The organism is Micromonospora sp. NPDC048839 (assembly GCF_040649915.1).
Taxonomy (GTDB): Bacteria; Actinomycetota; Actinomycetes; order Mycobacteriales; family Micromonosporaceae; genus Micromonospora.
The window spans coordinates 301,215-322,771 of the sequence record NZ_JBEZGL010000001.1; the positions used below are offsets into that span (position 1 = coordinate 301,215).

Consider the following 21,557-nt stretch of genomic DNA (forward strand, 5'->3'; position numbering starts at 1 on the left):
CGCCATCGGTCGGAAATCTGACTTAAGTTGACCCGTTGTGCCGGTGGTGCGCGGTGGTTAAGCTCTTCATGCGCGCCCCAATCGCCCGCTTCCCCCGTGGCAGGCGATCGGGGCGCGCGTCTATGTCAGAAGGGCCCGCACGCTTCGGCGTGCGGGCCCTTCTCCGTCGCGCTATGCGGCGCGTCGCCTGTCGGTGCTTATATCCACCGGCCGTCGAGCCACATTCGGGACAACCAGTCCGCATACGGGATGGTCTTGCCGACGAAAATCGGATAAAAGTACGCGAAGCAGAGCGCCACCAGCAGCACGTACGCCCCGGCCGCGATGCTGCCCACCAGTCGGCGTTCGTAACTCGGGTCACCGGGCACCAGCGGCGTCACCGTGCCCACGGCACCCCCGGCCGGAGCGATGAGCGCACCCAGCACGTACACCACCGCCAGCACCAGGAAGGGCAGCGCCGGCGCGGCGTAGAACGAGAACATCGTCCGGCCGTCGAGGGCGAACCAGAACCACGGCAGCAGCCCGGCGGCCACGGTGAGCAGGATCGCGCCGGCCCGCCAGTCGCGACGAGCCAGGCCCAGCCAGGCCAGCGCCGCCAGGGCGGGCAGGAAGGACCACCAGAGCAGCGGGGTGCCCAACAGCAGGATCTCGGAGGCGCAGGTCGGCGCCCCGCAGGCCCCGTCACCGGTCCAGTGGAACGCCACCGGCCGACCGAGCAGCAACCACTGCCACGGCCACGACTGGTATTTGTGCGCGTCGTCGAGCTGGGCATGGAAGCCGTACGCCGCACGGTGGTACTCGAAGAGGTTGATCAGCGGCCCGATCACCGGGCGGTCACTGAGGTGGGCGGCCGGGTAGGCCGACGCGAGCCGGTAGTAGCCGTCGTCGGTGATCAGCCATCCCGACCAGGTGGCCAGGTAGGTGCCGATCATGAGCACGCCGGCCAGCACCAACCAGGGCAGCTCGTCGACCAGGGCATCCCGCCACGGCCGGCGGACCCCCGCCGAGCGGCGGACGCCGACCTCCCAGAGAATCACCAGCAGCGCGAAGGCCGGGACGAAATACAGGGCGCTCCACTTCACCGCGCAGGCGCAGCCGATCAGCACGCCGGCAGCCAACCGCCACCACGGCCAGGTGCGCCAGCCGGTCGGCAGTCGGCCGGCCCGGCCCGTCTGGCTCAGGTCGAGCCCGTCGTCAAGCGCCCGCGCCCAGCGGCGACGGCGGGCGTCCCGATCGAGCACCAACGCGCCGAACGCGGCCAGCACGAAGAAGAGCAGGAAGATGTCGAGCAGCGCCGCCCGGGACAGCACCAGGTGGAAGCCGTCCAGGGCGAGCAGCAGGCCGGCGGCGCAACCGAGCACCGTCGAGCGGAACATCCGCCGACCGATGCGCACCAGCAGCAACACCGACAGCGTGCCGATCACGGCCGCCGAGAACCGCCAGCCGAACTCCGGCGCGGTGGTTATCAGGTGCCCGGGGACCGAGACCTTCGAGTCGGCGTCCTGGTAGCCGAAGGCCCACTCGCCGAGGCCGATCAGCCACTTGCCCAGCGGTGGGTGCACGACGTACGACGGGCCGTTGTCCTTGTAGTTCCACTCGACGCCCCGGCTGATCAGCCCGTAGCCGTCCTTGGCGTAGTACGTCTCGTCGAAGATCTTGCCCTTGATGCTGGACAGTCCGACGAAGCGCAGGATCGCCGCGATGGCCACGACCACGGCTGTGGCCGCCCAGGAGAACCGGTCCACCTGGCTGTCGATGGTGGCGAACCGTCGCCGGATCTGGGCGGGCACGCCGCCGTCACCGGCGGGCGGCGCCGTCGGCTCCTGGTGTGGGCTGGGCTCGCCCGTCACCTCGACCATCTTGGCAGGATCGGCGCTCGGGCTCTGCGCAGTCGACGCACTCGTCACCCGGCGATCGTAGGCTGCCAAGGTGCTCGGTGGCGCCCGTCGTCCCCGATACCGGTACTCGCTGTCGATGAAGGAGACGAATTCGTGGGTGAAATGTCCGAAGCTGGGCGCCTGGTCCTGCTCGGTGCCCCGCTCGGCAACCCCGCCGACGCCTCGGCCCGACTCCGGGAGGTGCTGAGCACTGCCGACGTCGTCGCCGCCGAGGACACTCGTCGGCTCACCCGGCTGGCCCGCGATCTCGACATCACCGTCGGCGGTCGCATCGTCTCCTACTTCGAGGGCAACGAGGAGCGGCGTACGCCCGAGCTGGTCGAGGTCATCCTCGGCGGATACGTGGTGGCACTTGTCACCGACGGGGGGATGCCGAGCGTCTCCGACCCCGGCTACCGGCTGGTCCGGGCCGCGTTGGACGTCGGGGCGCCGGTCACCGTCGCTCCCGGGCCGAGCGCCGTCACCACCGCCCTGGCGGTGTCCGGGCTGCCCTGCGACCGGTTCTGCTTCGAGGGCTTCCTGCCCCGCACCCCCGGCGCCCGCCGGTCCCGGCTGCGTGCCCTCGCCGCCGAGGAACGCACGCTCGTCTTCTTCGAAGCCCCGCACCGGATCGGCGCGGCGCTCACCGACCTGGCCGACACGTTCGGCGCGGACCGGCCGGCCGCGCTCTGCCGCGAACTCACCAAGACCTACGAGGAGGTGCTCCGCCGCCCCCTCGGCGAGCTGGCCCGGTGGGCCGCCGAGGGCGACCCGCGCGGTGAGATCACCCTGGTGGTGGCCGGGGCGCCGGTGACCGCACCGGAGCGCCCCGACGACGACACCCTGCGCGCGGCGGTCGCCGAGCGGGAGGCCGGCGGCCGGTCCCGCCGCGACGCCATCACCGACGTCGCCACCGAGTACGCGCTGCGCCGCCGGGACGTCTACACGATCGTGCACAGCTGACCGAGGCTCCCGGCGGACGGCAGGTTCACCAGGCGGCAACCAGGAAGCCGACGGTGATCAACACCGGGCCGGTAACGGCGACCGCCACGGCCCAGTGGCGGTGCCGGCGGCCGGGCAGTCGGGCCGACCCGGTCCACCGGACGATGCCGGCGGTACAGCACAGCACCACCAGCAGGCCGGGCAGCCAGCGCAGGTGCCGGACCAGTCCGGTGTCCGCGTACGCGGTGCCGCCGTCGGAGCCGGTCATCCGCGCCGGTAGCGGTGTGCCGGTCGCGTCCGCTCCGGCGGGCACGCCGCTGACGCGTACCCCGTGCGCGACGAACCGCCCGTCCTGTGCCGTGAAGATCCCCCGGCACCGCTGGGTGAGCCCACCGCCGGTGCACTCGGCGATCACCACGGTGCCCGCCCGCGCGTGCCCGACCGCCAGCCAGAACGGGCCGGCGCTGACCCAGGCGAAGAAGGCCGTGACCAGGGTCAGCGAAACCAGCGCGGCGAGCCCGGGCAGCGGATCCGGCGGTGGGACGCCACGGCTCGGCGCACGCCGTCGCGCCTGGCGTGAGCCGCGGTCGCGCTGCGGCGACGGGTCCTCCCGGACCGGCGTGCCGTCCCAGTGCACCTGCTCGATCGGTGCCCAGAAGGCACCGTCGTCGTCCGGCTGGTCACCGCCGGCCCGGAGGCCCCGCTCCCGGCTGCTCTGCTGCCGGACGGGCACCCGACTCGGCACCGCGTCCACCGGCGCCCCGGTGGTCGGCTCCACCTCGACGGCCTCCGCGCCGACCGGTGGGACCGGCGGGTCGGTTCGGGCCGGGCTGGGTACGGGTGCCGCCGGGGTCGGACGGGCCGGGGTGGGCGTCGGCGCGGCCGGCGTGGGTCGGGCCGGGGTGGCGGCGAGATTCGCGGCGTCGTCGCGTCTCGGCGCGACCGCCCGTCCGGACGGCGTGTGCTGCTGTTCCGCCGGCCGGTCGGCGGCAGTGCCCGGTCGTGCGGCGGTGCCCGGTCGTGGGGCCGGGCTTGGTCGCGGCGCGGAGCCCGGGTCGACACCGGGCACCGGCCGGGGCTGGGGTGCGACCCCGGCACCGCGGGGTGCGGCCGGTTCGGGGTCGCCGTCGACCGTCGGGCCGGTGGGAGGGTCCTCGTGGTCCCGCGCCGCTCGTCTGCCAGTCACGAGGTTCATTGCACACCGATCGGGAGGGCGTATCGGGCAGTTGCGCCGCGTGTCGGCGACAAATCGGACCAATTGGCGGGGTGGTCGGTCCGGTCCGTCGGCCCGGCACCCCCTATTGGTTCGCGGTCGCCCCGGCCGGGTCACTAGGCTTGCTGCTCATGAGTCACGTTCTCGCGGCAGTGGCCTGGCCGTACGCCAACGGCCCCCGCCACATCGGCCACGTCTCCGGTTTCGGCGTTCCCTCCGACGTCTTCGCCCGGTACATGCGGATGGCCGGCCACGACGTGCTCATGGTCTCCGGCACCGACGAGCACGGCACCCCGATCCAGGTGCAGGCCGACGCCGACGGGGTGACCCCGCGCGAGCTGGCCGACCGGTACAACAGGGTGATCGTCGAGGACCTGCACGGCCTCGGCCTCTCCTACGACCTGTTCACCCGCACCACCACCCGCAACCACTACGCGGTGGTGCAGGAGCTGTTCGAGGGGATGTACCGCAACGGCTACATCGTGCCGAAGACCACCATGGGCGCGATCTCCCCGTCCACCGGGCGCACCCTGCCCGACCGTTACATCGAGGGCACCTGCCCGATCTGTGGGTACGACAGCGCGCGCGGCGACCAGTGCGACAACTGTGGCAACCAGCTCGACCCGATCGACCTGATCGACCCCAAGTCGCGGATCAACGGGGAGACCCCGAAGTTCGTCGAGACCGAGCACTTCTTCCTGGACCTGCCGGCCCTTGCCGAGGTGCTGCGGCAGTGGCTGGACACCCGGGACGGGTGGCGGCCCAACGTGCTGCGCTTCTCCCGCAACCTGCTCGACGACCTCCAGCCCCGGGCGATCACCCGGGACCTGGAGTGGGGTGTGCCGATCCCGCTGGACGGCTGGCGGGACCGGCCCGACAAGCGGATCTACGTCTGGTTCGACGCGGTGATCGGCTACCTGTCCGCCTCCATCGAGTGGGCCCGCCGCTCCGGCGACCCGGAGGCGTGGCGGAAGTGGTGGTCCGCGGACGGGGCCGGTAAGGACAGCCAGTCCTACTACTTCATGGGCAAGGACAACATCGTCTTCCACTCGGTGATCTGGCCGGCGCTGCTCTCCGGATACTCCGGCGAGGGCTCCCGCGACGGTGAGCCGGGCGAGCTGGGCCGGCTCAACCTGCCCACCGAGGTGGTCTCCAGCGAATACCTGACCATGGAGGGGCGCAAGTTCTCCTCGTCCCGCAAGGTGGTCATCTACGTTCGCGACTTCCTGGAGCGCTACGACGCCGACGCGTTGCGCTACTTCATCGCCGCCGCCGGCCCGGAGAGCAACGACACCGACTTCACCTGGGCCGAGTTCCTCCGCCGCAACAACGACGAGCTGGTCGCCGGCTGGGGCAACCTGGTCAACCGGTGCGTCTCGATGGCGGCGAAGAACTTCGGCACGATCCCGCCGGTCGACCCGGCCGGGCTCACCGAGGCCGACGAGGCGCTGCTCGCCGTCGCCCGGACCGGGTTCACCACGGTCGGCGACCTGATCGGTCGGCACCGGCAGAAGCAGGCCATCGGCGAGGCCATGAAGGTGGTCGCCGAGGCCAACAGGTACCTGTCCGAGCAGGCCCCGTGGAAGCTCAAGGCCGAGGCGGACAAGCCCCGGATGGGCACCATCCTGCACGTCGCCCTCCAGGTGATCAGCGACGCCAACACGCTGCTCACCCCGTTCCTGCCGCACTCCGCGCAGCAGGTGCACGAGCTGCTCGGCGGCACCGGCGTGCACGCGCCGATGCCGGTCATCGAGCAGGTCGAGGACCTGGACGGCGGTCCGGCGTACCCGGTGCTGACCGGCGACTACACCGTCGGCGCGCGCTGGGAGTCGGTGTCGATCGAGGCGGGCCGGCCGCTGGCCGCGCCGAAGCCGGTGTTCCGCAAGCTCGACCCGTCGATCGTCGACGAGGAGTTGGCTCGGCTGGCCGACTGAACGCGCGACGCCCGGGCGGTGGGGCATCCTGCCGCCCGGGGACTGTCACATCGCGTACCGGGCGTCCATCACCTGGTCGTCGGTCACCTCGGCGCCCGGCGCCCAGGCCTCGTAGACCCCCCGTTCGTGGCACTGCGCGCCGGTCGCGACCACCGCGTCCGGGTTCGGGTAACGCAGCCGTACCCGCAACCAACCGGCCTCCTCCCGCAGCACCAGGCACGGCACGCCCCGCCACTGGGCGAACCGGACCCGGCGGGCCACCGCGCTCACCGGGTAACGGGCCGCCCGGGTCTTCGCCAGCACCCGGAACCCGCCGGGCAGGTCGGCCACCGCCTCGTACTCGCTGTCGCCGTACCAACCGACAAGCTGGGTGGAGCGCGGCGCGTCGGCGTTCGGCACGTACTCCTGGTCCGGGGAGAGGCCCGGCACCGTGGCCAGCAGGTGCCGCCACTGCGGACCCACCATCCGCAGCCAACCACGCTGCTCCGCCTGGTAGGTGTAGAGCACCACCTCCACCCCCTCCGCCGGATAGGCGATCAGGGCGGCGTTCGCCGGCATCGGCAGGTCGGCGAAGTCGCGGGTGATGAACTCCGGGATGAGGTGACCGTTGCTCGGCACGAAGCCCGTGCCCAGCACCGGCGCGCCGATCCGGTCCCGGGATCCCAGCGCGGTCAGGCCGCGGTGCGCCGCACCCACCGGCACGTCGTAGTCGCCCGGGTCGGACGCCCGCCAGCGCAACGCGTACGCCACCTCCGGACCGTCCCTGCCGACCTCACCGTCGGTCCGCAGCACCGTCGTCGTCGCCGGCGTACGCAGGTGCGCCACGTCGTGCTCGCGGTAGCAGAAGCCGTGCGGCAACCAACCCCGTACGTATCCGGCGAGTTGCTGGGCGGAGAGCACCTTCACCATCCGGGTGCCCCGCCGGACCACCGCCGACGCCCGCGCCGCGCCCAGCGTCGGGTCAGCCGCCGCGGCGGGCTGTTGACTGAGCTGGTGCAGGTACGCCCAACCCCGCTCGCGGTGCGCGGGCACCATCAGCGGTGTCTCCGGCTCGTCGGTGGGCTCGCCGGCGCCGTGCACCGCGGTCACCTCGGTGACGTGCACGAACCGGTGCCACGGCAGGGCACTGCCCGGTCGGGGCGCCCACTCGAAGCCGGCCACCTCGTCGGCGCTGAAGAGTTCGTACGCGGCGCCCCGGGCGATCTCCTCGGCCGGGTAGACGCCCCCGCCGAACGCCACGTGCAGCCCGGTGCGTTCGTCGGCCGCGCCGCTCGCGTGGGGAGTGACGCTCACGCTGCCACCTCCCTCTGCTGGGTTCGCTCGCTCGGTGGCGACGGTAGAGTCGCGCGGCGTAGTCGGGGTGAACGTCGGGTGGCGGGCAGATGGACAGGCCCGGTGTGTGATGCTGTCGCTGATGAGCGAGCCCACTGAATCCCGTCGAGAGCGTGCCGCCCGGCGGGCCGGAGAGTTTCCGCCCGCCCCCGAGCCGCTGCCCCGGCCGGTGTTGGACAGCCACACCCACCTGGACATCACGGTCAGTGAGGCCGGTGTGCCCGGCGGCGGGCCGGCCGACGACCCGGTCGCGGTGGCGATCTCGTTGGCCACCACGGTCGGCGTGGACCGGCTGGTCCAGGTGGGGGTCGACGTCGCCTCCTCGCGATGGGGCGCGGACACCGCCGACAGGTATCCCGCCGTGCTGGCCACCGTGGCGCTGCACCCCAACGAGGCGCCCCGCCTGACCGACCTCGACGAGGCGCTGCGGGAGATCGAGTCCCTCGCCGCCCGCGACCGGGTCCGGGGGATCGGCGAGACCGGCATGGACTTCTTCCGCACCGGCGACGAGGGGCGTGCCGCGCAGGAGGCCAGTTTCCGGGCGCACATCGCCATCGCCAAGCGGTACGACAAGGCGCTTGTCATCCACGACCGGGACGCCCACGCCGACGTGCTGCGGATCCTCGACGACGAGGGCGCACCGGACACGGTGGTGCTGCACTGCTTCTCCGGTGACGCCGAGTTCGCCCGCGAGTGCGTGCGACGGGGCTACCTGTTGAGCTTCGCCGGCACCGTCACCTTCGGCAGCGCGACGGCGCTGCGCGAGGCCGCCGCGCTCACCCCGCTGGACCAGATCCTGGTGGAGACCGACGCCCCCTACCTCACGCCGACGCCGCACCGGGGCCGGCCGAACGCGTCGTACCTGATCCCGCTCACCGTCCGCGCGCTCGCCGCGACCACCGGCAGTGACCTGGACGAGTTGTGCGCGGCCATCTCCGCCTCCGGTGACCGGGCCTTCGGCCCGTGGTGAGCCCGGCCCGACGGTCGGCCCCGACCCCGTCGCTACGCTGCCAGCCATGACCGGTCTCCTCGGCCCGGCGGAGATCCGGGAACTCGCCGCCCGGCTGGGCGTCGCGCCCACCAAGAAGCTGGGCCAGAACTTCGTGCACGACCCGAACACCGTCCGCCGGATCGTCACCGCCGCCGGGCTGACCCCCGACGACGTGGCCCTGGAGGTCGGCCCCGGGCTCGGCTCGCTGACCCTGGGGCTACTGCCGGTCGCCGGGCACGTGCACGCCGTGGAGATCGACCCGGTGCTCGCCGGGGCGCTGCCGGAGACCGTCGCCCGGCACGCCGGCGGGGACGCCGGCCGGCTCACCGTGCACCGCGCCGACGCGCTGCGCGTCGACGCCGCCGAGCTGGCCGACCCACCGCCGACCGCGCTGGTGGCGAACCTGCCCTACAACGTGGCAGTGCCGGTGGTGCTGCACCTGCTCGCCGTGCTGCCCACCCTGCGGCACGGCCTGGTGATGGTGCAGAAGGAGGTCGCCGACCGGCTCGTCGCCGGTCCCGGCTCCAAGGTGTACGGGATCCCGTCGGTCAAGCTCGCCTGGTACGCCCACGCGCGAAGCGCCGGCAAGGTGCCGCCGAACGTGTTCTGGCCCGTGCCCAACGTCGACTCCGGTCTGGTCGCCTTCACCTGCCACGAACCGCCCCGCACCGACGTACCCCGCAAGCAGGTCTTCGCCGTGGTCGACGCGGCGTTCGCGCAGCGCCGCAAGACGCTGCGCGCCGCCCTGGCCGGCTGGGCCGGTGGCCCGGACCGGGCCGCCGCCGCGCTCACCGCCGCCGGCGTCGACCCCGGCGCCCGGGGGGAGTCGCTGACCGTCGAGCAGTTCGCCGCCATCGCCGCGTCGGCTCCGGCCGGTACGCGTACCGCGAAGTAGGCTGACGCCGTGCCCGCCGAGGAGGTGTACGAGTGACCGCGCAGCCGAAGCAGCACGCGCCGGCCGAGTTGACGCCGGCCACCGCCGTCGGGGTGGCGATCAACTACCGGAACTCTCTCGAACCGGACGTCGTCCTGCTGAAACGTCCCGTGGCCGCCGATCACCACTACTTCGAGGCTGAGCAGGTCGTGCTGGCCGTCGAGGTCGTCTCGCCCGGCACGCGTCGGCGGGACCGGCTGGAGAAGCCGGCCGACTACGCCGATGCCGGGATCCCGCACTACTGGCGAATCGAGCAGAATCCGGTGCACGTGTACGCGTACGACCTGGTCGACGGCCGCTACGAGCTGGCTGCCGACTCTGCCGAGGAGCTGATCGTGGCCAAGCCGTTCGACATCCGCCTGTCCGTGCGGGACATCACCCCGTGACCGAGGCCTGGCGACCCGACGGCGAGGACGAGCGGCTCGGGGCCATCGGGCCGGTGAAGGTCCGGGTGCCCGCGAAGGTCAATCTGCACCTCGGGGTGGGTCCGCTGCGCCGCGACGGCTACCACGAGCTGAACACCGTCTACCACGCCATCTCGATCTACGACGAGTTGACGGCCCGCCGGGGCGACACGCTCGCCCTGACCATGGAGGGCGAGGGCACCGGCGAGCTGGCGCTCGACGACAGCAACCTGGTGATTCGCGCCGCGCACGCTCTCGCCGGGTACGCCGGTGTGCTGCCGCACGCCCGACTGCACCTGCGCAAGCAGATCCCGCTCGCCGGTGGGCTGGCCGGTGGCAGCGCCGACGCGGCCGCCGCCCTGGTGGCCTGCGACGCGCTCTGGGGCACCGGGCTGTCCCGTGACGAGCTGGCCGGGATCGCCGCCGACCTGGGCTCCGACGTGCCGTTCCTGATCTACGGCGGCACCGCGCTGGGCACCGGCCGGGGCGAGGCGATCAGCCCGGTGCTGGTCCGCCCCACCTCCTGGCACTGGGTGGTGGCGATCGCCGACGGCGGCCTGTCCACCCCGGCCGCGTACCGGGAGTTGGATCGGCTCCGCGACGCCGGCGCCGCCGGTGACCCGTTGGGCAGCACCGACGGGCTGCTGGGCGCGCTGCGCCAGCGCGACCCCCGGGTGCTGGCCCGGATGCTCGGCAACGACCTCCAGGACGCCGCGCTGGCCATGCGCCCGGCGCTGGCCGACACGCTCAAGGCGGGTGAGGCGGCCGGCGCGCTCACCGGCATCGTCTCCGGTTCCGGGCCGACCTGCGTGTTCCTCGCCGCCGACGCCGCCGACGCGGAGCGGATCGCCGCCGAGCTGACCGCTGCCGGCGTGTGCCGCCAGGCGCGGGTCGCGCACGGTCCGGTCGCCGGCGCCCGGGTCGGCTGACGGCGCGTCCCACCCGGCCTGCGGGCGCGCGGCGCGGGTGTCCGGGGCGTCCGCGTACCCTTGAGGCAGGCGTCCAGGTGCCCGCCGGCACCCGGACGCCTTGATCATGAAGGGTGGAACGTGGCGAACATCGTCAATCTGGACCGGGTGTCCAAGGGGTACGGCGCGGCAGGGCGGCTGCTCACGGACGTCTCGCTCGGCCTGGACGACGCCGACCGGATCGGCGTGGTCGGCCTCAACGGCGCCGGCAAGTCCACCCTGCTGCGGCTTCTCACCAAGCAGGAGGACCCCGACGACGGCCGGGTGACCCACCGTCGCGACCTTCGCGTGCTCTGGCTGCCGCAGCAGCTCACCCTCGCGCCCGACGCCACCGTCCGGGACGTCGTCCTCGGCACCGCCTGGCTCGACGAGGGCATGGGCGCCGAGCACGAGTGGGCCGGCGACGCCGGTGTCCGGGGCATCCTCGACGGCCTCGGCATGCCGCACCTCGGCCTCGACCAGCCGGTCGGCCCGATGTCCGGTGGCGAACGGCGACGGGTGGCGCTCGCCGCGCTGCTCGTTCGCGACTCCGACCTGCTCATCCTCGACGAGCCCACCAACCACCTCGACGTCGGCGGTGTCGACTGGCTGGCCCGGCACCTGGTGGGGCGCAAGGGCGCCCTGGTCGTGGTCACCCACGACCGGTGGTTCCTGGACGCGATCTGCACCAACACCTGGGAGGTCGCCGACCAGACCGTCCGCGCCTACGAGGGTGGTTTCGCCGCCTGGACCCTCGCCCGCGCCGAGCGCGAGCGCGTCGCCGCCGCCACCGAGGCCCGCCGGCAGAACCTGCTCCGCAAGGAGATCGCCTGGCTGCGCCGTGGGCCGCCGGCCCGGACCTCGAAGCCCCAGTTCCGCATCGACGCCGCGAACGCGCTGATCGCCGACGTGCCGCCGGCGCGCGACACCATGTCCCTGCAACGCATGGCCACCTCCCGGCTCGGCAAGCAGGTGTACGACCTGGAGAACGTCGAGCTGCACGCCGGCCCGAAGGAGATCCTGCGCGACGTCACCTGGCTGGTCGGCCCGGGTGACCGGATCGCCATTCTCGGCGCCAACGGCGCTGGCAAGACCACGCTGCTGCGGATGCTCGCCGGCATCACCCGCCCCGACGGTGGTCGCCTCGGCACCGGCTCCACCGTCCGGCCCGCGTTCCTGTCGCAGGAGCTCAGCGAGCTGCCCGGGCACCTGCGGGTCCTCGAAGCCGTCGAGGAGGTCGCCCGCCGGGTGCAGCTCGGCGACCGGGAGGTCTCCGCCGCGCAGCTCGCCGAGGTGTTCGGCTTCGACGACCGGCGGCTCTGGACCCCGGTCAGTGACCTCTCCGGTGGTGAACGCCGACGGTTGCAGATGCTGCGGCTGCTCGCCGGTGAGCCCAACGTGCTGCTCTTCGACGAGCCCACGAACGACCTGGACACCGACACCCTCGCCTCGCTGGAGGACCTGCTCGACTCGTGGCCCGGCACGATCATCGTGGCGAGCCACGACCGCTACCTCATCGAGCGGGTCACCGACACCGCGTACGGGATGTTCGGCGACGGCCGGTTGGTGCACCTGCCGGGCGGTGTCGACGAATACCTCGCCCGGACCGCCGAGCGAGCCGGCTTCTCGCGGGCGGGCGTCACCTCGACCTCGACCTCCGCGCCCGCCTCGGGAGGCGGCATGTCCGCCGCCGAGGTCCGCCAGGCCCGCAAGGAGTTGTCCCGCCTGGAACGGCAGCTCGGCAAGCTCGACCAGCGCGAGACCACCCTGCTCGGCCAGCTCGCGGCGGACGCCACCGACTATGCCCGGGTCGCCGACCTGGACGCTCAGCTCAAGGATCTGCGCGCCGAGCGGGAGCGGATCGAGGAGACCTGGATGACGCTCGCCGAGGAGCTTCCCGAGAGCTGACCGGGCCGGACGCACCGGCCCGGGGGCCGTGTGCGGCGTCACACCGCCACATGCGGGACAATCGTCGGCGACACCTACCCCACGGCGTTGGAGACTCAGACATGGCCCACACCCCCGTCAACCACCCCGCGCGGCCGATCTACCGGGCGATCGGCGGGCTGACCGGTCTGTACCTGGTGGTCTTCGGTGTGCTCGGCATCATCGCGAGTACCGGCAACGAGATCCTCGCCCAGGATGACACCCGGGTCCTCGGCCAGGGCACGAACCTCGGCTTCTCGCTGCTCAGCGTGCTGCTCGGGCTCGTCGTGCTGGTCGGCACCGCGCTCGGCCGCAACATCGACGTGGCGATCAACCAGTGGCTGTCGTACGCCCTGATGGTGATCAGCCTGGCCAGCCTCGCCTTCATCCGGACCGACGCCAACATCCTCAACTTCAGCATCGTCACCGTCATCGTCGTGATGACCGTCGCCCTGGTGCTGCTCATGGTCGGGATGTACGGCAAGGTCGGGTCGGAGGACGAGGCGGAGGCTTTCCAGAAGGCTCGGCTGGTTCTCTGATTTCTTTGGTTGCGGTTGTGGGTTTTCGCCGGAGCCCGAGCTGCTCCGGGCGGTCAGGCTTGATCCCTGCGCAGCTTGGGCTCCGGCGAAAACCTGACCTGGTCCAGCCATTCGGCGGACCCTTTCGGCTTTCGGGTTCTTCGGACAGTCGGCTCTTGGTTGGGCGACAATCCTCCTGAAATGGTCTAACTCAGGTGGATGGGGTCTGGTATGCCGCACTTTCCGGTGAACCATCCGGCACGGCCGCTCTACCGGGTCCTCTCCGGTCTGATCGGCGTCTACATCCTGGTCTTCGGCGTCTGGGGTGTCGCCGAGACGATCGGCGACCCGCTGTTCGACCGCAGCAGCACCTGGGCCCTCGGGCTGCGTACCAACCTGGCCTTCTCACTCGCCTCGGTGGTCTTCGGAATCGTCCTGATCATCGGGGCGTCCCGGCGCACCAACCTCGGCCACTACATGAACCTCACGGCCGGCGTGGTGTTCCTGGTGACCAGCATCCTGATGATGTCGGTGCTGCAGACCGGGGCGAACTTCCTCAACTTCTCGATGTCGACGGTGATCGTGTCGATGCTGTTCGGCCTGATCCTGCTCGGCACCGGCCTGTACGACAAGATCGGCCCACCGGAACACGCCGAGGCGGAGCTGACGAACCGCAAACACCCGGTGGCCGACGTGCACCGCCGCTGACGAATGGTCAGTGCCGCCGGGCGGTGATCAGCGTCGGCTTCGCCTCCAGGTGCGACAGCCCGTTCCAGGCCAGGTTGACGAGGTGCGCCGCCACCGTCTCCTTGCGCGGCTTGCGCACCTCCAGCCACCAGCGGCCGGTCAGCGCCACCATGCCGACGAGCGCCTGCGAGTAGAGCTCGGCAAGCTTCGGGTCGTACCCCCGGCTCTTGTACTCGGCGCCCAGGATGTGCTCGACCTGGTGCGCGACGTCGTTCATCACGCTGCTGAAGGTGGCCGTGCCGGACATCAGCGGCGACTCGCGGACCAGTACCCGGAAACCGCTGGTCTCCTCCTCGATGTAGGTCAGCAGGGCCAACGCCGCCTGCTCCAGCAGCTCCCGCGGGTGCCCGGCGGTCAACGCCGTGGTGATCCGGTCCAGCAGGGCCCGGACCTCCCGGTCCACCACCACCGCGTAGAGACCTTCCTTGCCGCCGAAGTGCTCGTACACCACAGGTTTGGAGACCTTGGCGCGGGACGCCACCTCCTCGATGGAGGTGGCGTCAAAACCGCGCTCGGCGAAGAGCTGCCGACCGGTGGCGATCAACTGCTCGCGCCGCTGGGCCGCCGACATGCGGACTCGGGAGGCGGGTTTGGCTTTTGGCGCCGGGACCGGCGGTGTCACCCGCCGGCCGCCGACACCCTCACCGTCAGTGACCTCAGGCATGTCGCCGCCTCGCTGGCGCTCGGTGACGCCCTGCCGTGGAATGGTGCCTCCGCTGTGCCCGTTCACGTCGTCGCCTCACTGGCCGGCGGTCCGGCCGCCCTGCCGCCGTCCGACCGTACCCGGATCGGGTCCGACCCCCGTCTGCCGAGCCGTCCGGTCCCCCCGCGTGGCTCGGTCATCCGGCCATCCTGCCAGGCGGCAACCCGGCGTACCGCCCGGTTTTACCGGGGTGCGACCGGCTTCACCAGCTTCGCGGCGAGGCGTTCCGGCTTTGGCCAGCGCACCTGCGTCGCCGCGCCGGTCTTCTCGAACAACCAGATCACCCGGGCGGAGATGTCCACCTGGCCACGCAACACACCGTGGCGGGCACTTGTGGGGTCGGCATGGTGCAGGTTGTGCCAGCTCTCGCCGAACGACAGGATCGCCAGCGGCCAGAAGTTCGACGCGCGGTCGCCCTGGCGCATCGCGAACGGACGCTCGCCGTAGACGTGGCAGACCGAGTTGATCGCCCAGGTGACGTGGTGCAGCAGGCCGATCCGGACCAGCCCGGCCCAGAAGAACGCGGTGAGCGCGCCCTGCCAGGACCAGGTCACCAGGCCGCCGATCAGCGCCGGGCCGAGCAGCGAGATGATCACCAGCGCGGGGAAGAGGCGGTCGACCCGACTGATGTCCCGGTCGGCGATGAGGTCCGGGGCAAAACGCTCCCGGTTGGACAGCTCCCGGCGGAACAACCAGCCCACGTGCGCGTGGAACAGGCCCCGGGTCAACGCCCAGAAGCTGGTGCCGAAGCGCCAGGGGGAGTGCGGGTCACCCTCCAGGTCGGAGAACGCGTGGTGGCGCCGGTGGTCGGCGACCCACTGGATGATCTCGCCCTGTACCGCCAGTGACCCGGCCACCGCCAGCGACACGCGCAGCCAGCGCTTGGCCTTGAACGAGCCATGCGTGAAGTAGCGGTGGAAGCCGACGGTGATGCCGAGCCCGGAGACGACGTACCAGACCAGGCCGATGATCACGTCGGTCCAGCCCAGCCAACCGCCCCAGGCCACCGGCACGGCGACCAGCAGGGCGACGAAGGGGATCACCACGAAGGCCCAGAGGGCGGCCAGGATGCCGGGGGCCTGGCTGCCGTCGGTGAGTGGTTTCGGGCCGCTGGGGGCCGGGTTCGGATCGAGCAGGGTGGTGGACATGAGACCTCGCAGGGGGACGGTGACGATCACGAAGCTACGCCTACGTCACCGTAACTTACGGCTCCGTAGATCGCACGGGGAAGTTTCGAACCCATCTCGCGTAGCCGGCCAAAGTCGCAGGTGAGCCGCCGCGCAGACGGCGGATCGGGCGCCCGGGGCGCGAGGCCGGAAGGGCGGCCCACCCCCACCCGCACCCCGCCTCTTGCGCGTTGATCATGGAGTTATCCGCGCGTGTCGTCGGCGTGTTGGGCGATAACTCCATGATCACCGAGGTGATGGCGCGGTGGCCCAGCGCTCGGATGGCCCGACCGCAGTGCGGCGGAGTTGATCAGCGCTCGCCGGGGCGGAGGGATGAGCGATGGCGTCCGGCGGCCGGGGCGCTAAGGTGTAGCGGCGGGGTACCATCCCCCGCGCGACGCCCTCGCGTCGCTGATCGGCCGTGGTGTAATTGGCAACACCCGGGTCTTTGGTACCCGTATTTCAGGTTCGAACCCTGGCGGCCGAGCTGTCCACCTACGTCCGTTTTAGGGTCAGGTGGGGGTAAGAGGGAAAGGTGCCGGGCCTCGCGGCTAGCATGGCCGCGGAAGTGTCCGCCGTCCCGACGGGAGCCACGTCGTGCCCCAGCCCCACCTTCGTACCGTCGTCGTACTCGCCGCCGGTGAGGGCAAGCGGATGAAGTCGACGCTGCCCAAGGTGCTGCACCCCCTGCTCGGTCGGACGCTGCTCGGTCACGTGCTGAGCGCCGCCGCGCCGTTGGCCGCGGACCGGACCGTCGTCGTGGTGGGGCACGGCGCCGACCAGGTTCGGGAGCACCTGACCGCTGTCGCTCCGGACGCCACGCCCGTGCTCCAGGCCGAGCAGCTCGGCACCGGACACGCCGTGCGGATCGCGCTGGAAGGCGTCCCGGACGGCGCCGGCACGGTTGTGGTGATCAACGGGGACGTGCCGCTGCTGCGTCCCGAGACGGTCGGCGCGCTGGTGACCGCGCACGAGGAGGCGGCTGCGGCGGCCACCGTGCTGGCCGCCGAGGTGCCCGACCCGACCGGGCTCGGGCGGATCGTCCGGGACGCCAACGGCCGCCTGGAGCAGATCGTCGAGGAGCGCGACGCCGACGCGACCCAGCGCGCGATCCGGGAGATCAACGCCGGCATCTACGCGTTCGACGCGGTGCGGCTGCGCGAGGCGCTGAGCAAGCTCTCCACCGACAACGACCAGGGCGAGGAGTACCTGACCGACGTCTTCGGCCTGCTCCGTTCCGCAGGTGAGCCGGTGGCTGTGCACATGGCCGTCGACCACGTCGAGACGTTGGGCTGCAACGACCGGGTGGAGTTGGCGGCGCTGCGCCGGCTGCTGCGCGACCGGGTCAACGAGGTGTGGATGCGTACCGGGGTGAGCCTGCTCGACCCGGTGACCACCTGGATCGACGTGACGGTGGCACTGGACCGCGACGCGGTGGTCGACCAGAACACCCAGTTGCGCGGCGCGACGGTGGTCGGTGCGGGAGCGTCGGTCGGACCGGACGTCACGCTTGTCGACACGATCGTCGGCCCCGGCGCGTCGGTGGTCCGCAGCCACGCCGTCGGCGCCGAGGTCGGCGCGGGCGCCAGCGTCGGGCCGTACGCGTACCTGCGGCCCGCCGCGCGGCTCGCCGACAAGGCGAAGGTCGGCACGTTCGTCGAGGTGAAGAACTCCGAGATCGGCGCCGGCTCGAAGGTGCCGCACCTGACGTACGTGGGTGACGCGACGATCGGCGAGCAGACCAACATCGGCGCGGCGTCGGTCTTCGTCAACTACGACGGGGTCAACAAGCACCGCACGGTGATCGGCAGCCACGCCCGGACGGGCGCGGACAACATGTTCGTGGCGCCGGTCGAGGTGGGCGACGGCGCGTACACGGCGGCCGGCTCGGTGATCGTGGACGACGTGCCGGCGGGCGCGATGGGTGTCGCCCGGGCGCGCCAGCGCAACATCGAGGGCTGGGTGGTGAAGCGGCGGGCCGGTACGCCGGCGGCCGAGGCCGCGCAGCGAGCCAGCGACGCGAAGGGTGCGCAGCGGTCCGGCGACGCGAAGGGTGCGCACCGAGTTGGCGACGCGAAGGGTGCGTCGGAGGGGGCCGGCGCCGCAAGCGACAGTGAGGCAATGCACGGGGTGACCGAGACGGTGGGCGGCACATCCGGCGCGGGAGATACTGCAACCGAATAGTCCCCGACCCACCACCACCGGGTCGGGTACCGCCGACAAAACGGGAGCAGACGGGCCCATGGGCAGCATCGTCGCCGAAAACCGCAAAAGCCTGATGCTCTTTTCCGGACGTGGCTTTCCGGAGTTGGCCAAGGAGATCGGCGAGGTGCTCGGCGTCGCGCCGACGCCGGCCGACGCGTACGAGTTCGCCAACGGCGAGATCTTCGTACGGTTCAAGGACTCGGTGCGTGGGTCGGACGCCTTCGTGGTGCAGTCCGTCACGCACGGGGTGAACACCTGGGTCATGGAGACCCTGATCATGGTGGACGCGCTGAAGCGGGGGTCGGCCAAGCGGATCACCGTGGTGCTGCCGTTCTACCCGTACGCCCGGCAGGACAAGAAGCACCGCGGCCGGGAGCCGATCTCGGCCCGGCTGGTGGCGGACCTGCTGAAGACCGCGGGCGCCAACCGCATCCTCACCGTCGACCTGCACACCGCGCAGATCCAGGGCTTCTTCGACGGCCCGGTGGACCACCTCTTCGCGATGGACATCCTGGCCGAGTACGTGGAGCACAAGTACGCCGGCCGGCCGATGACAGTGGTGGCACCCGACTCGGGCCGGGTGCGGGTGGCCGAGCGGTGGACCGACCGGCTGGGCGGTTGCCCGCTCGCGTTCATCCACAAGACCCGCGACCCGATGAAGCCGAACCAGGTCGTGGCGAACCGGGTGGTCGGCGAGGTGGAGGGCCGGGTCTGCCTGATCGTCGACGACATGATCGACACCGGTGGCACGATCGCCAAGGCCGCCGACATCCTCAAGGAGTCCGGGGCGGCGGAGATCGTGGTCGCCTCCACGCACGCGCTGCTGTCGGACCCGGCCACGGAGCGCCTGAAGAACAGCTCGATCAGCGAGATCGTGGTCACCAACACGTTGCCGCTGCCGCCGGAGAAGCAGTTGGACAAGCTGACCGTGCTGTCGATCGCGCCGCTGCTGGCGCGAGCGATCCGGGAGGTCTTCGACGACGGGTCGGTGACCACCCTCTTCGGTGGCCTGAGCTGAGGGGTGCGCCCCGTTTCGTCATTCGACGCGCCGACGGGTACGAAGCTGGCAGTCTGGTGGGAAACGGGGCTGGCACGCCGATGGGGGCGCCGTCGACGCGCCGGTCTGGAGCCGTGAACGGGGACTGCCGGAAACCCTGGAAACAGCTCGGGTAGACTGGTGCGGTTGCCACGGCGAGGGTGCCCGGCGGGCCGCTGAGAAGCGCCGCACGGAGGCACCGTCATCGACGCGGTGCTCCGGGCAGTCGTTCATGACGCATGAGCCCCAGCGAGCCCCTCGCCCCAGCACCGCAAGACGACAAGCCGCCGCAGCGAAAAGCATCAGGAGTTTCCCCGTGTCCGAGGTAAAGATCAGCGCCGAGCCCCGCACCGAGTTCGGCAAGGGTGGTGCCCGCCGTACCCGCCGGGCCGGCTTGGTGCCCGCCGTGCTTTACGGCCACGGCGAGAAGCCCAAGCACATCGCGCTGCCGTCGCGGGAGTTCGCCGCGGCGATCCGCAAGGGCGGCGCCAACCAGCTCTTCGCGATCGACATCACCGACGGCACCCAGGTGCTGGCGCTGCCGAAGGCGATCCAGCGGGACCCGATCCGGGACACCTTCGAGCACGTCGACCTGATCCTGGTCCGCCGGGGCGAGAAGGTCACCGTCGACGTTCCGGTGCAGCTGACCGGCGAGGCCGCCCGGGACACCCTGATCGTGCACGACCACGACACCCTCTCGGTGACCGCGGACGCCACCAAGGTTCCGGACCACCTCGAGGCGTCGATCGAGGGCCTGGAGGCGGGCAGCCAGGTCACCGCCGCCGACGTCGAGCTGCCGTCCGGCGTCGAGCTGGCCGCCGACTCGGAGCTGACCGTCGCATCGGTGACCGCTGCCCCCACCGCCGAGCAGCTTGAGGCGACGCTGCCCGAGGTCGAGGTGGCCACCGACGAGGCTGAGGCCGAGGTTGGCGAGACCACCGAGGGCTCCGAGGGTGCGGACACCGCCGAGGGCGGCGAGACCACCGAGGCGCGTACCGAGGCCTGATCAGTTCCAGCTTTGCGACAGGCGCTCCCGGACGTACGGGGGCGCCTGTCGGCGTATCGGGTGGGATGAGCGTCGAAAGGGACGGGTCGTGACGGACGAGGCGGCGGGGCCGTGGCTGGTGGTCGGCCTGGGCAACCCGGGTCGGGAGTACGCCGGGAACCGGCACAACGTGGGGTTCATGGTGGCCGACCTGCTGGCCGGGCGGTTGAGCGCGCGGTTCGGCCGGCACAAGCGGGCGGTGGCCGAGGTCGCCGAGGCGCGGCTGGGATTCGGCGGGCCGAAGCTGGTGCTGGCGAAGCCGTTGACGTACATGAACCTTTCCGGCGGGCCGGTGGCCTCCCTGGCCCAGTTCTACAAGGTGCCGACGACGCAGGTGATCGCGGTCCATGACGAGCTGGACATCGACTTCGGTCAGGTGCGGATCAAGTTCGGCGGCGGTGAGGGCGGGCACAACGGCCTGCGCTCGATGTCGAAGTCGTTGGGTACGAAGGACTACGTCCGGGTCCGGTTCGGGGTCGGCCGACCGCCGGGACGGCAGGATCCGGCGGATTACGTGCTGTCGGATTTCGGCACGGCGGAGCGCAAGGAGCTGGATTTCCTGGTCGACCGGGCTGCCGACGTGGTGGAGTCGGTGATCGTCAAGGGCGTGGAGCCGACGCAGAACCTCTACCACGGGGGCTGAGCCGGGCGAGGCGTACCGGATCCGAAACGGTTGGCCGGTAGTCTGCGCCTTTCGGCGTGCCGCGCCTGCCGACGCGGGTCGCGGCGAATCGGTCCGTGCGGGCACGGGTCGCGGCGAGGCGACAGGAGCGGGCAGATGACCAGTCCTCCGATGATCGACGGCGCGTTCGCCCGTTGGTTGGCGTCCCGGGCCGGGCAGGCGCTGCTCGACCTGCGCGCCGAGATGGGCTTCGCGGACACCGGCGCGCTGAAGTCGGCCGGGGACAAGGTGTCGCACGACCTGATCCGCACGGAGTTGGCGAAGTGGCGGCCGGGCGACGCGGTGCTCTCCGAGGAGGACGAGGGTTCGCGGTTGGCCTGGGCGGCGGAGGTGAACGCCGGGGCGGTGTCGCGGTTGACCTCGGACCGGGTGTGGATCATCGACCCGTTGGACGGCACCCGCGAGTTCTCCGAGGAGGGTCGCTCGGACTGGGCGGTGCACGTGGCGCTCTGGGCGCGTAGCGCGCCGAGCCCACACGGGCTGGTCGCCGGGGCGGTGGGGCTGCCGGCGCAGCACCGGGTGCTGGGCACGGACTACCCGCCGGCGTACCCGCCGATGACGGTGGAGGCCGCGACGGCCGGCGAGCGGAAGATCCGCCTGGCGGCCAGCCGGAGCCGGCCGCCCGTCTTCCTGACCGACCTGGCCGAGGACGTCGGGGCGCATCTGGTGCCGATGGGCTCGGCCGGCGCGAAGATCGCTGCCGTGGTCACCGGCGAGGTGGACGCGTACATCCACGCCGGTGGGCAGTACGAGTGGGACTCGGCGGCCCCGGTGGCTGTGGCGACGGCCACCGGACTGCACGCTTCCCGGATCGATGGATCTGCGCTGAAATACAACGAGGCGGATCCGCGCCTGCCGGACCTGCTGGTCTGTCGCAAGGATCTCGCCAACCGGTTGCTTGCAGCGCTGCAGAGACATTCCGGGTAACCTGAGCGCACTTTCTTGACATGTCCGA

General features: G+C 71.7%; 19 protein-coding genes and 1 tRNA gene. 15 read left to right on the top strand and 5 right to left on the bottom strand.

Going from position 1 to position 21,557, the window contains the following annotated elements:
- Positions 1-197: 197 nt before the first annotated feature.
- Complete coding sequence (locus tag AB0C25_RS01465; RefSeq protein WP_357369014.1) at positions 198-1,859, bottom strand: phospholipid carrier-dependent glycosyltransferase; 1,662 nt, start codon at positions 1,857-1,859, stop codon at positions 198-200.
- A gap of 132 nt (positions 1,860-1,991) precedes the next feature.
- Between AB0C25_RS01465 and rsmI the strand changes: the two genes are divergently transcribed.
- Positions 1,992-2,840 carry a 16S rRNA (cytidine(1402)-2'-O)-methyltransferase gene (rsmI, locus tag AB0C25_RS01470; RefSeq protein WP_357368422.1) on the top strand — a complete coding sequence of 283 codons (849 nt, stop codon included), beginning with the start codon at positions 1,992-1,994 and terminating at the stop codon, positions 2,838-2,840.
- A gap of 25 nt (positions 2,841-2,865) precedes the next feature.
- Here rsmI and AB0C25_RS01475 read toward each other — a convergent pair whose 3' ends face one another.
- Positions 2,866-4,005: a hypothetical protein gene (locus tag AB0C25_RS01475; protein WP_357368424.1), complete on the bottom strand. Its 1,140-nt coding sequence runs from the start codon at positions 4,003-4,005 to the stop codon at positions 2,866-2,868.
- Positions 4,006-4,163: 158 nt separating this feature from the next.
- Between AB0C25_RS01475 and metG the strand changes: the two genes are divergently transcribed.
- The gene (metG, locus tag AB0C25_RS01480; RefSeq protein WP_357368426.1) at positions 4,164-5,966 is read left to right on the top strand and encodes a methionine--tRNA ligase; all 1,803 of its coding nucleotides are present in this window, start codon (positions 4,164-4,166) and stop codon (positions 5,964-5,966) included.
- A gap of 45 nt (positions 5,967-6,011) precedes the next feature.
- Here metG and AB0C25_RS01485 read toward each other — a convergent pair whose 3' ends face one another.
- Positions 6,012-7,259, bottom strand: a complete 1,248-nt coding sequence (locus AB0C25_RS01485) for a hypothetical protein (RefSeq protein WP_357368428.1) — start codon at positions 7,257-7,259, stop codon at positions 6,012-6,014.
- Positions 7,260-7,368: 109 nt separating this feature from the next.
- Here AB0C25_RS01485 and AB0C25_RS01490 point away from each other — a divergent pair, with 109 nt between their 5' ends.
- The 7 genes from AB0C25_RS01490 to AB0C25_RS01520 all read left to right on the top strand — a co-directional run bounded on the left by AB0C25_RS01490 (position 7,369) and on the right by AB0C25_RS01520 (position 13,726).
- Positions 7,369-8,268, top strand: coding sequence for a TatD family hydrolase (locus AB0C25_RS01490; RefSeq protein ID WP_357368430.1), 900 nt, complete (start codon positions 7,369-7,371; stop codon positions 8,266-8,268).
- A 46-nt stretch (positions 8,269-8,314) separates the two neighbouring features.
- Positions 8,315-9,184 (top strand): 16S rRNA (adenine(1518)-N(6)/adenine(1519)-N(6))-dimethyltransferase RsmA, encoded by an 870-nt coding sequence (rsmA, locus tag AB0C25_RS01495; RefSeq protein WP_357368432.1) that lies wholly within the window; start codon positions 8,315-8,317, stop codon positions 9,182-9,184.
- A 32-nt stretch (positions 9,185-9,216) separates the two neighbouring features.
- Positions 9,217-9,609, top strand: a complete 393-nt coding sequence (locus AB0C25_RS01500) for a Uma2 family endonuclease (RefSeq protein ID WP_357368434.1) — start codon at positions 9,217-9,219, stop codon at positions 9,607-9,609.
- On the top strand, positions 9,606-10,556 hold the full coding sequence (locus tag AB0C25_RS01505; RefSeq protein WP_357368436.1) for a 4-(cytidine 5'-diphospho)-2-C-methyl-D-erythritol kinase: 951 nt from the start codon (positions 9,606-9,608) through the stop codon (positions 10,554-10,556). Before AB0C25_RS01500 ends, AB0C25_RS01505 begins: the two co-directional genes overlap by 4 nt.
- A gap of 120 nt (positions 10,557-10,676) precedes the next feature.
- Positions 10,677-12,482 carry an ABC-F family ATP-binding cassette domain-containing protein gene (locus AB0C25_RS01510; protein WP_357368438.1) on the top strand — a complete coding sequence of 602 codons (1,806 nt, stop codon included), beginning with the start codon at positions 10,677-10,679 and terminating at the stop codon, positions 12,480-12,482.
- Between the two features lie 101 nt (positions 12,483-12,583).
- Entirely contained in the window at positions 12,584-13,039 is a 456-nt protein-coding gene (locus AB0C25_RS01515; protein ID WP_357368440.1) for a DUF4383 domain-containing protein, read from the top strand.
- Between the two features lie 210 nt (positions 13,040-13,249).
- Positions 13,250-13,726 (top strand): DUF4383 domain-containing protein, encoded by a 477-nt coding sequence (locus AB0C25_RS01520; protein ID WP_357368442.1) that lies wholly within the window; start codon positions 13,250-13,252, stop codon positions 13,724-13,726.
- A 7-nt stretch (positions 13,727-13,733) separates the two neighbouring features.
- Here the strand turns inward: AB0C25_RS01520 and AB0C25_RS01525 are convergent, their stop codons facing one another.
- Both AB0C25_RS01525 and AB0C25_RS01530 read right to left on the bottom strand, forming a co-directional pair.
- Positions 13,734-14,429, bottom strand: coding sequence for a TetR/AcrR family transcriptional regulator (locus tag AB0C25_RS01525; RefSeq protein WP_357368444.1), 696 nt, complete (start codon positions 14,427-14,429; stop codon positions 13,734-13,736).
- A gap of 221 nt (positions 14,430-14,650) precedes the next feature.
- Positions 14,651-15,616 carry an acyl-CoA desaturase gene (locus AB0C25_RS01530; RefSeq protein ID WP_357368446.1) on the bottom strand — a complete coding sequence of 322 codons (966 nt, stop codon included), beginning with the start codon at positions 15,614-15,616 and terminating at the stop codon, positions 14,651-14,653.
- 433 nt (positions 15,617-16,049) lie between these two features.
- On the opposite strand from AB0C25_RS01530, the gene AB0C25_RS01535 reads away from it, so the two are divergent.
- The 6 genes from AB0C25_RS01535 (at position 16,050) to AB0C25_RS01560 (ending at position 21,529) form a co-directional block, all read left to right on the top strand.
- Positions 16,050-16,121: transfer RNA gene (locus AB0C25_RS01535), tRNA-Gln, on the top strand.
- 110 nt (positions 16,122-16,231) lie between these two features.
- Positions 16,232-17,818, top strand: coding sequence for a bifunctional UDP-N-acetylglucosamine diphosphorylase/glucosamine-1-phosphate N-acetyltransferase GlmU (gene glmU / locus AB0C25_RS01540; protein ID WP_357368449.1), 1,587 nt, complete (start codon positions 16,232-16,234; stop codon positions 17,816-17,818).
- 58 nt (positions 17,819-17,876) lie between these two features.
- Positions 17,877-18,857: a ribose-phosphate diphosphokinase gene (locus tag AB0C25_RS01545; protein WP_030329105.1), complete on the top strand. Its 981-nt coding sequence runs from the start codon at positions 17,877-17,879 to the stop codon at positions 18,855-18,857.
- A gap of 334 nt (positions 18,858-19,191) precedes the next feature.
- Entirely contained in the window at positions 19,192-19,881 is a 690-nt protein-coding gene (locus AB0C25_RS01550; RefSeq protein WP_357368451.1) for a 50S ribosomal protein L25/general stress protein Ctc, read from the top strand.
- Between the two features lie 88 nt (positions 19,882-19,969).
- Positions 19,970-20,563, top strand: coding sequence for an aminoacyl-tRNA hydrolase (gene pth / locus AB0C25_RS01555; RefSeq protein ID WP_357368453.1), 594 nt, complete (start codon positions 19,970-19,972; stop codon positions 20,561-20,563).
- Between the two features lie 135 nt (positions 20,564-20,698).
- A complete protein-coding gene (locus tag AB0C25_RS01560; RefSeq protein ID WP_357241380.1) occupies positions 20,699-21,529 on the top strand; it encodes an inositol monophosphatase family protein in 831 nt (276 codons plus the stop codon).
- Positions 21,530-21,557 lie beyond the last annotated feature (28 nt).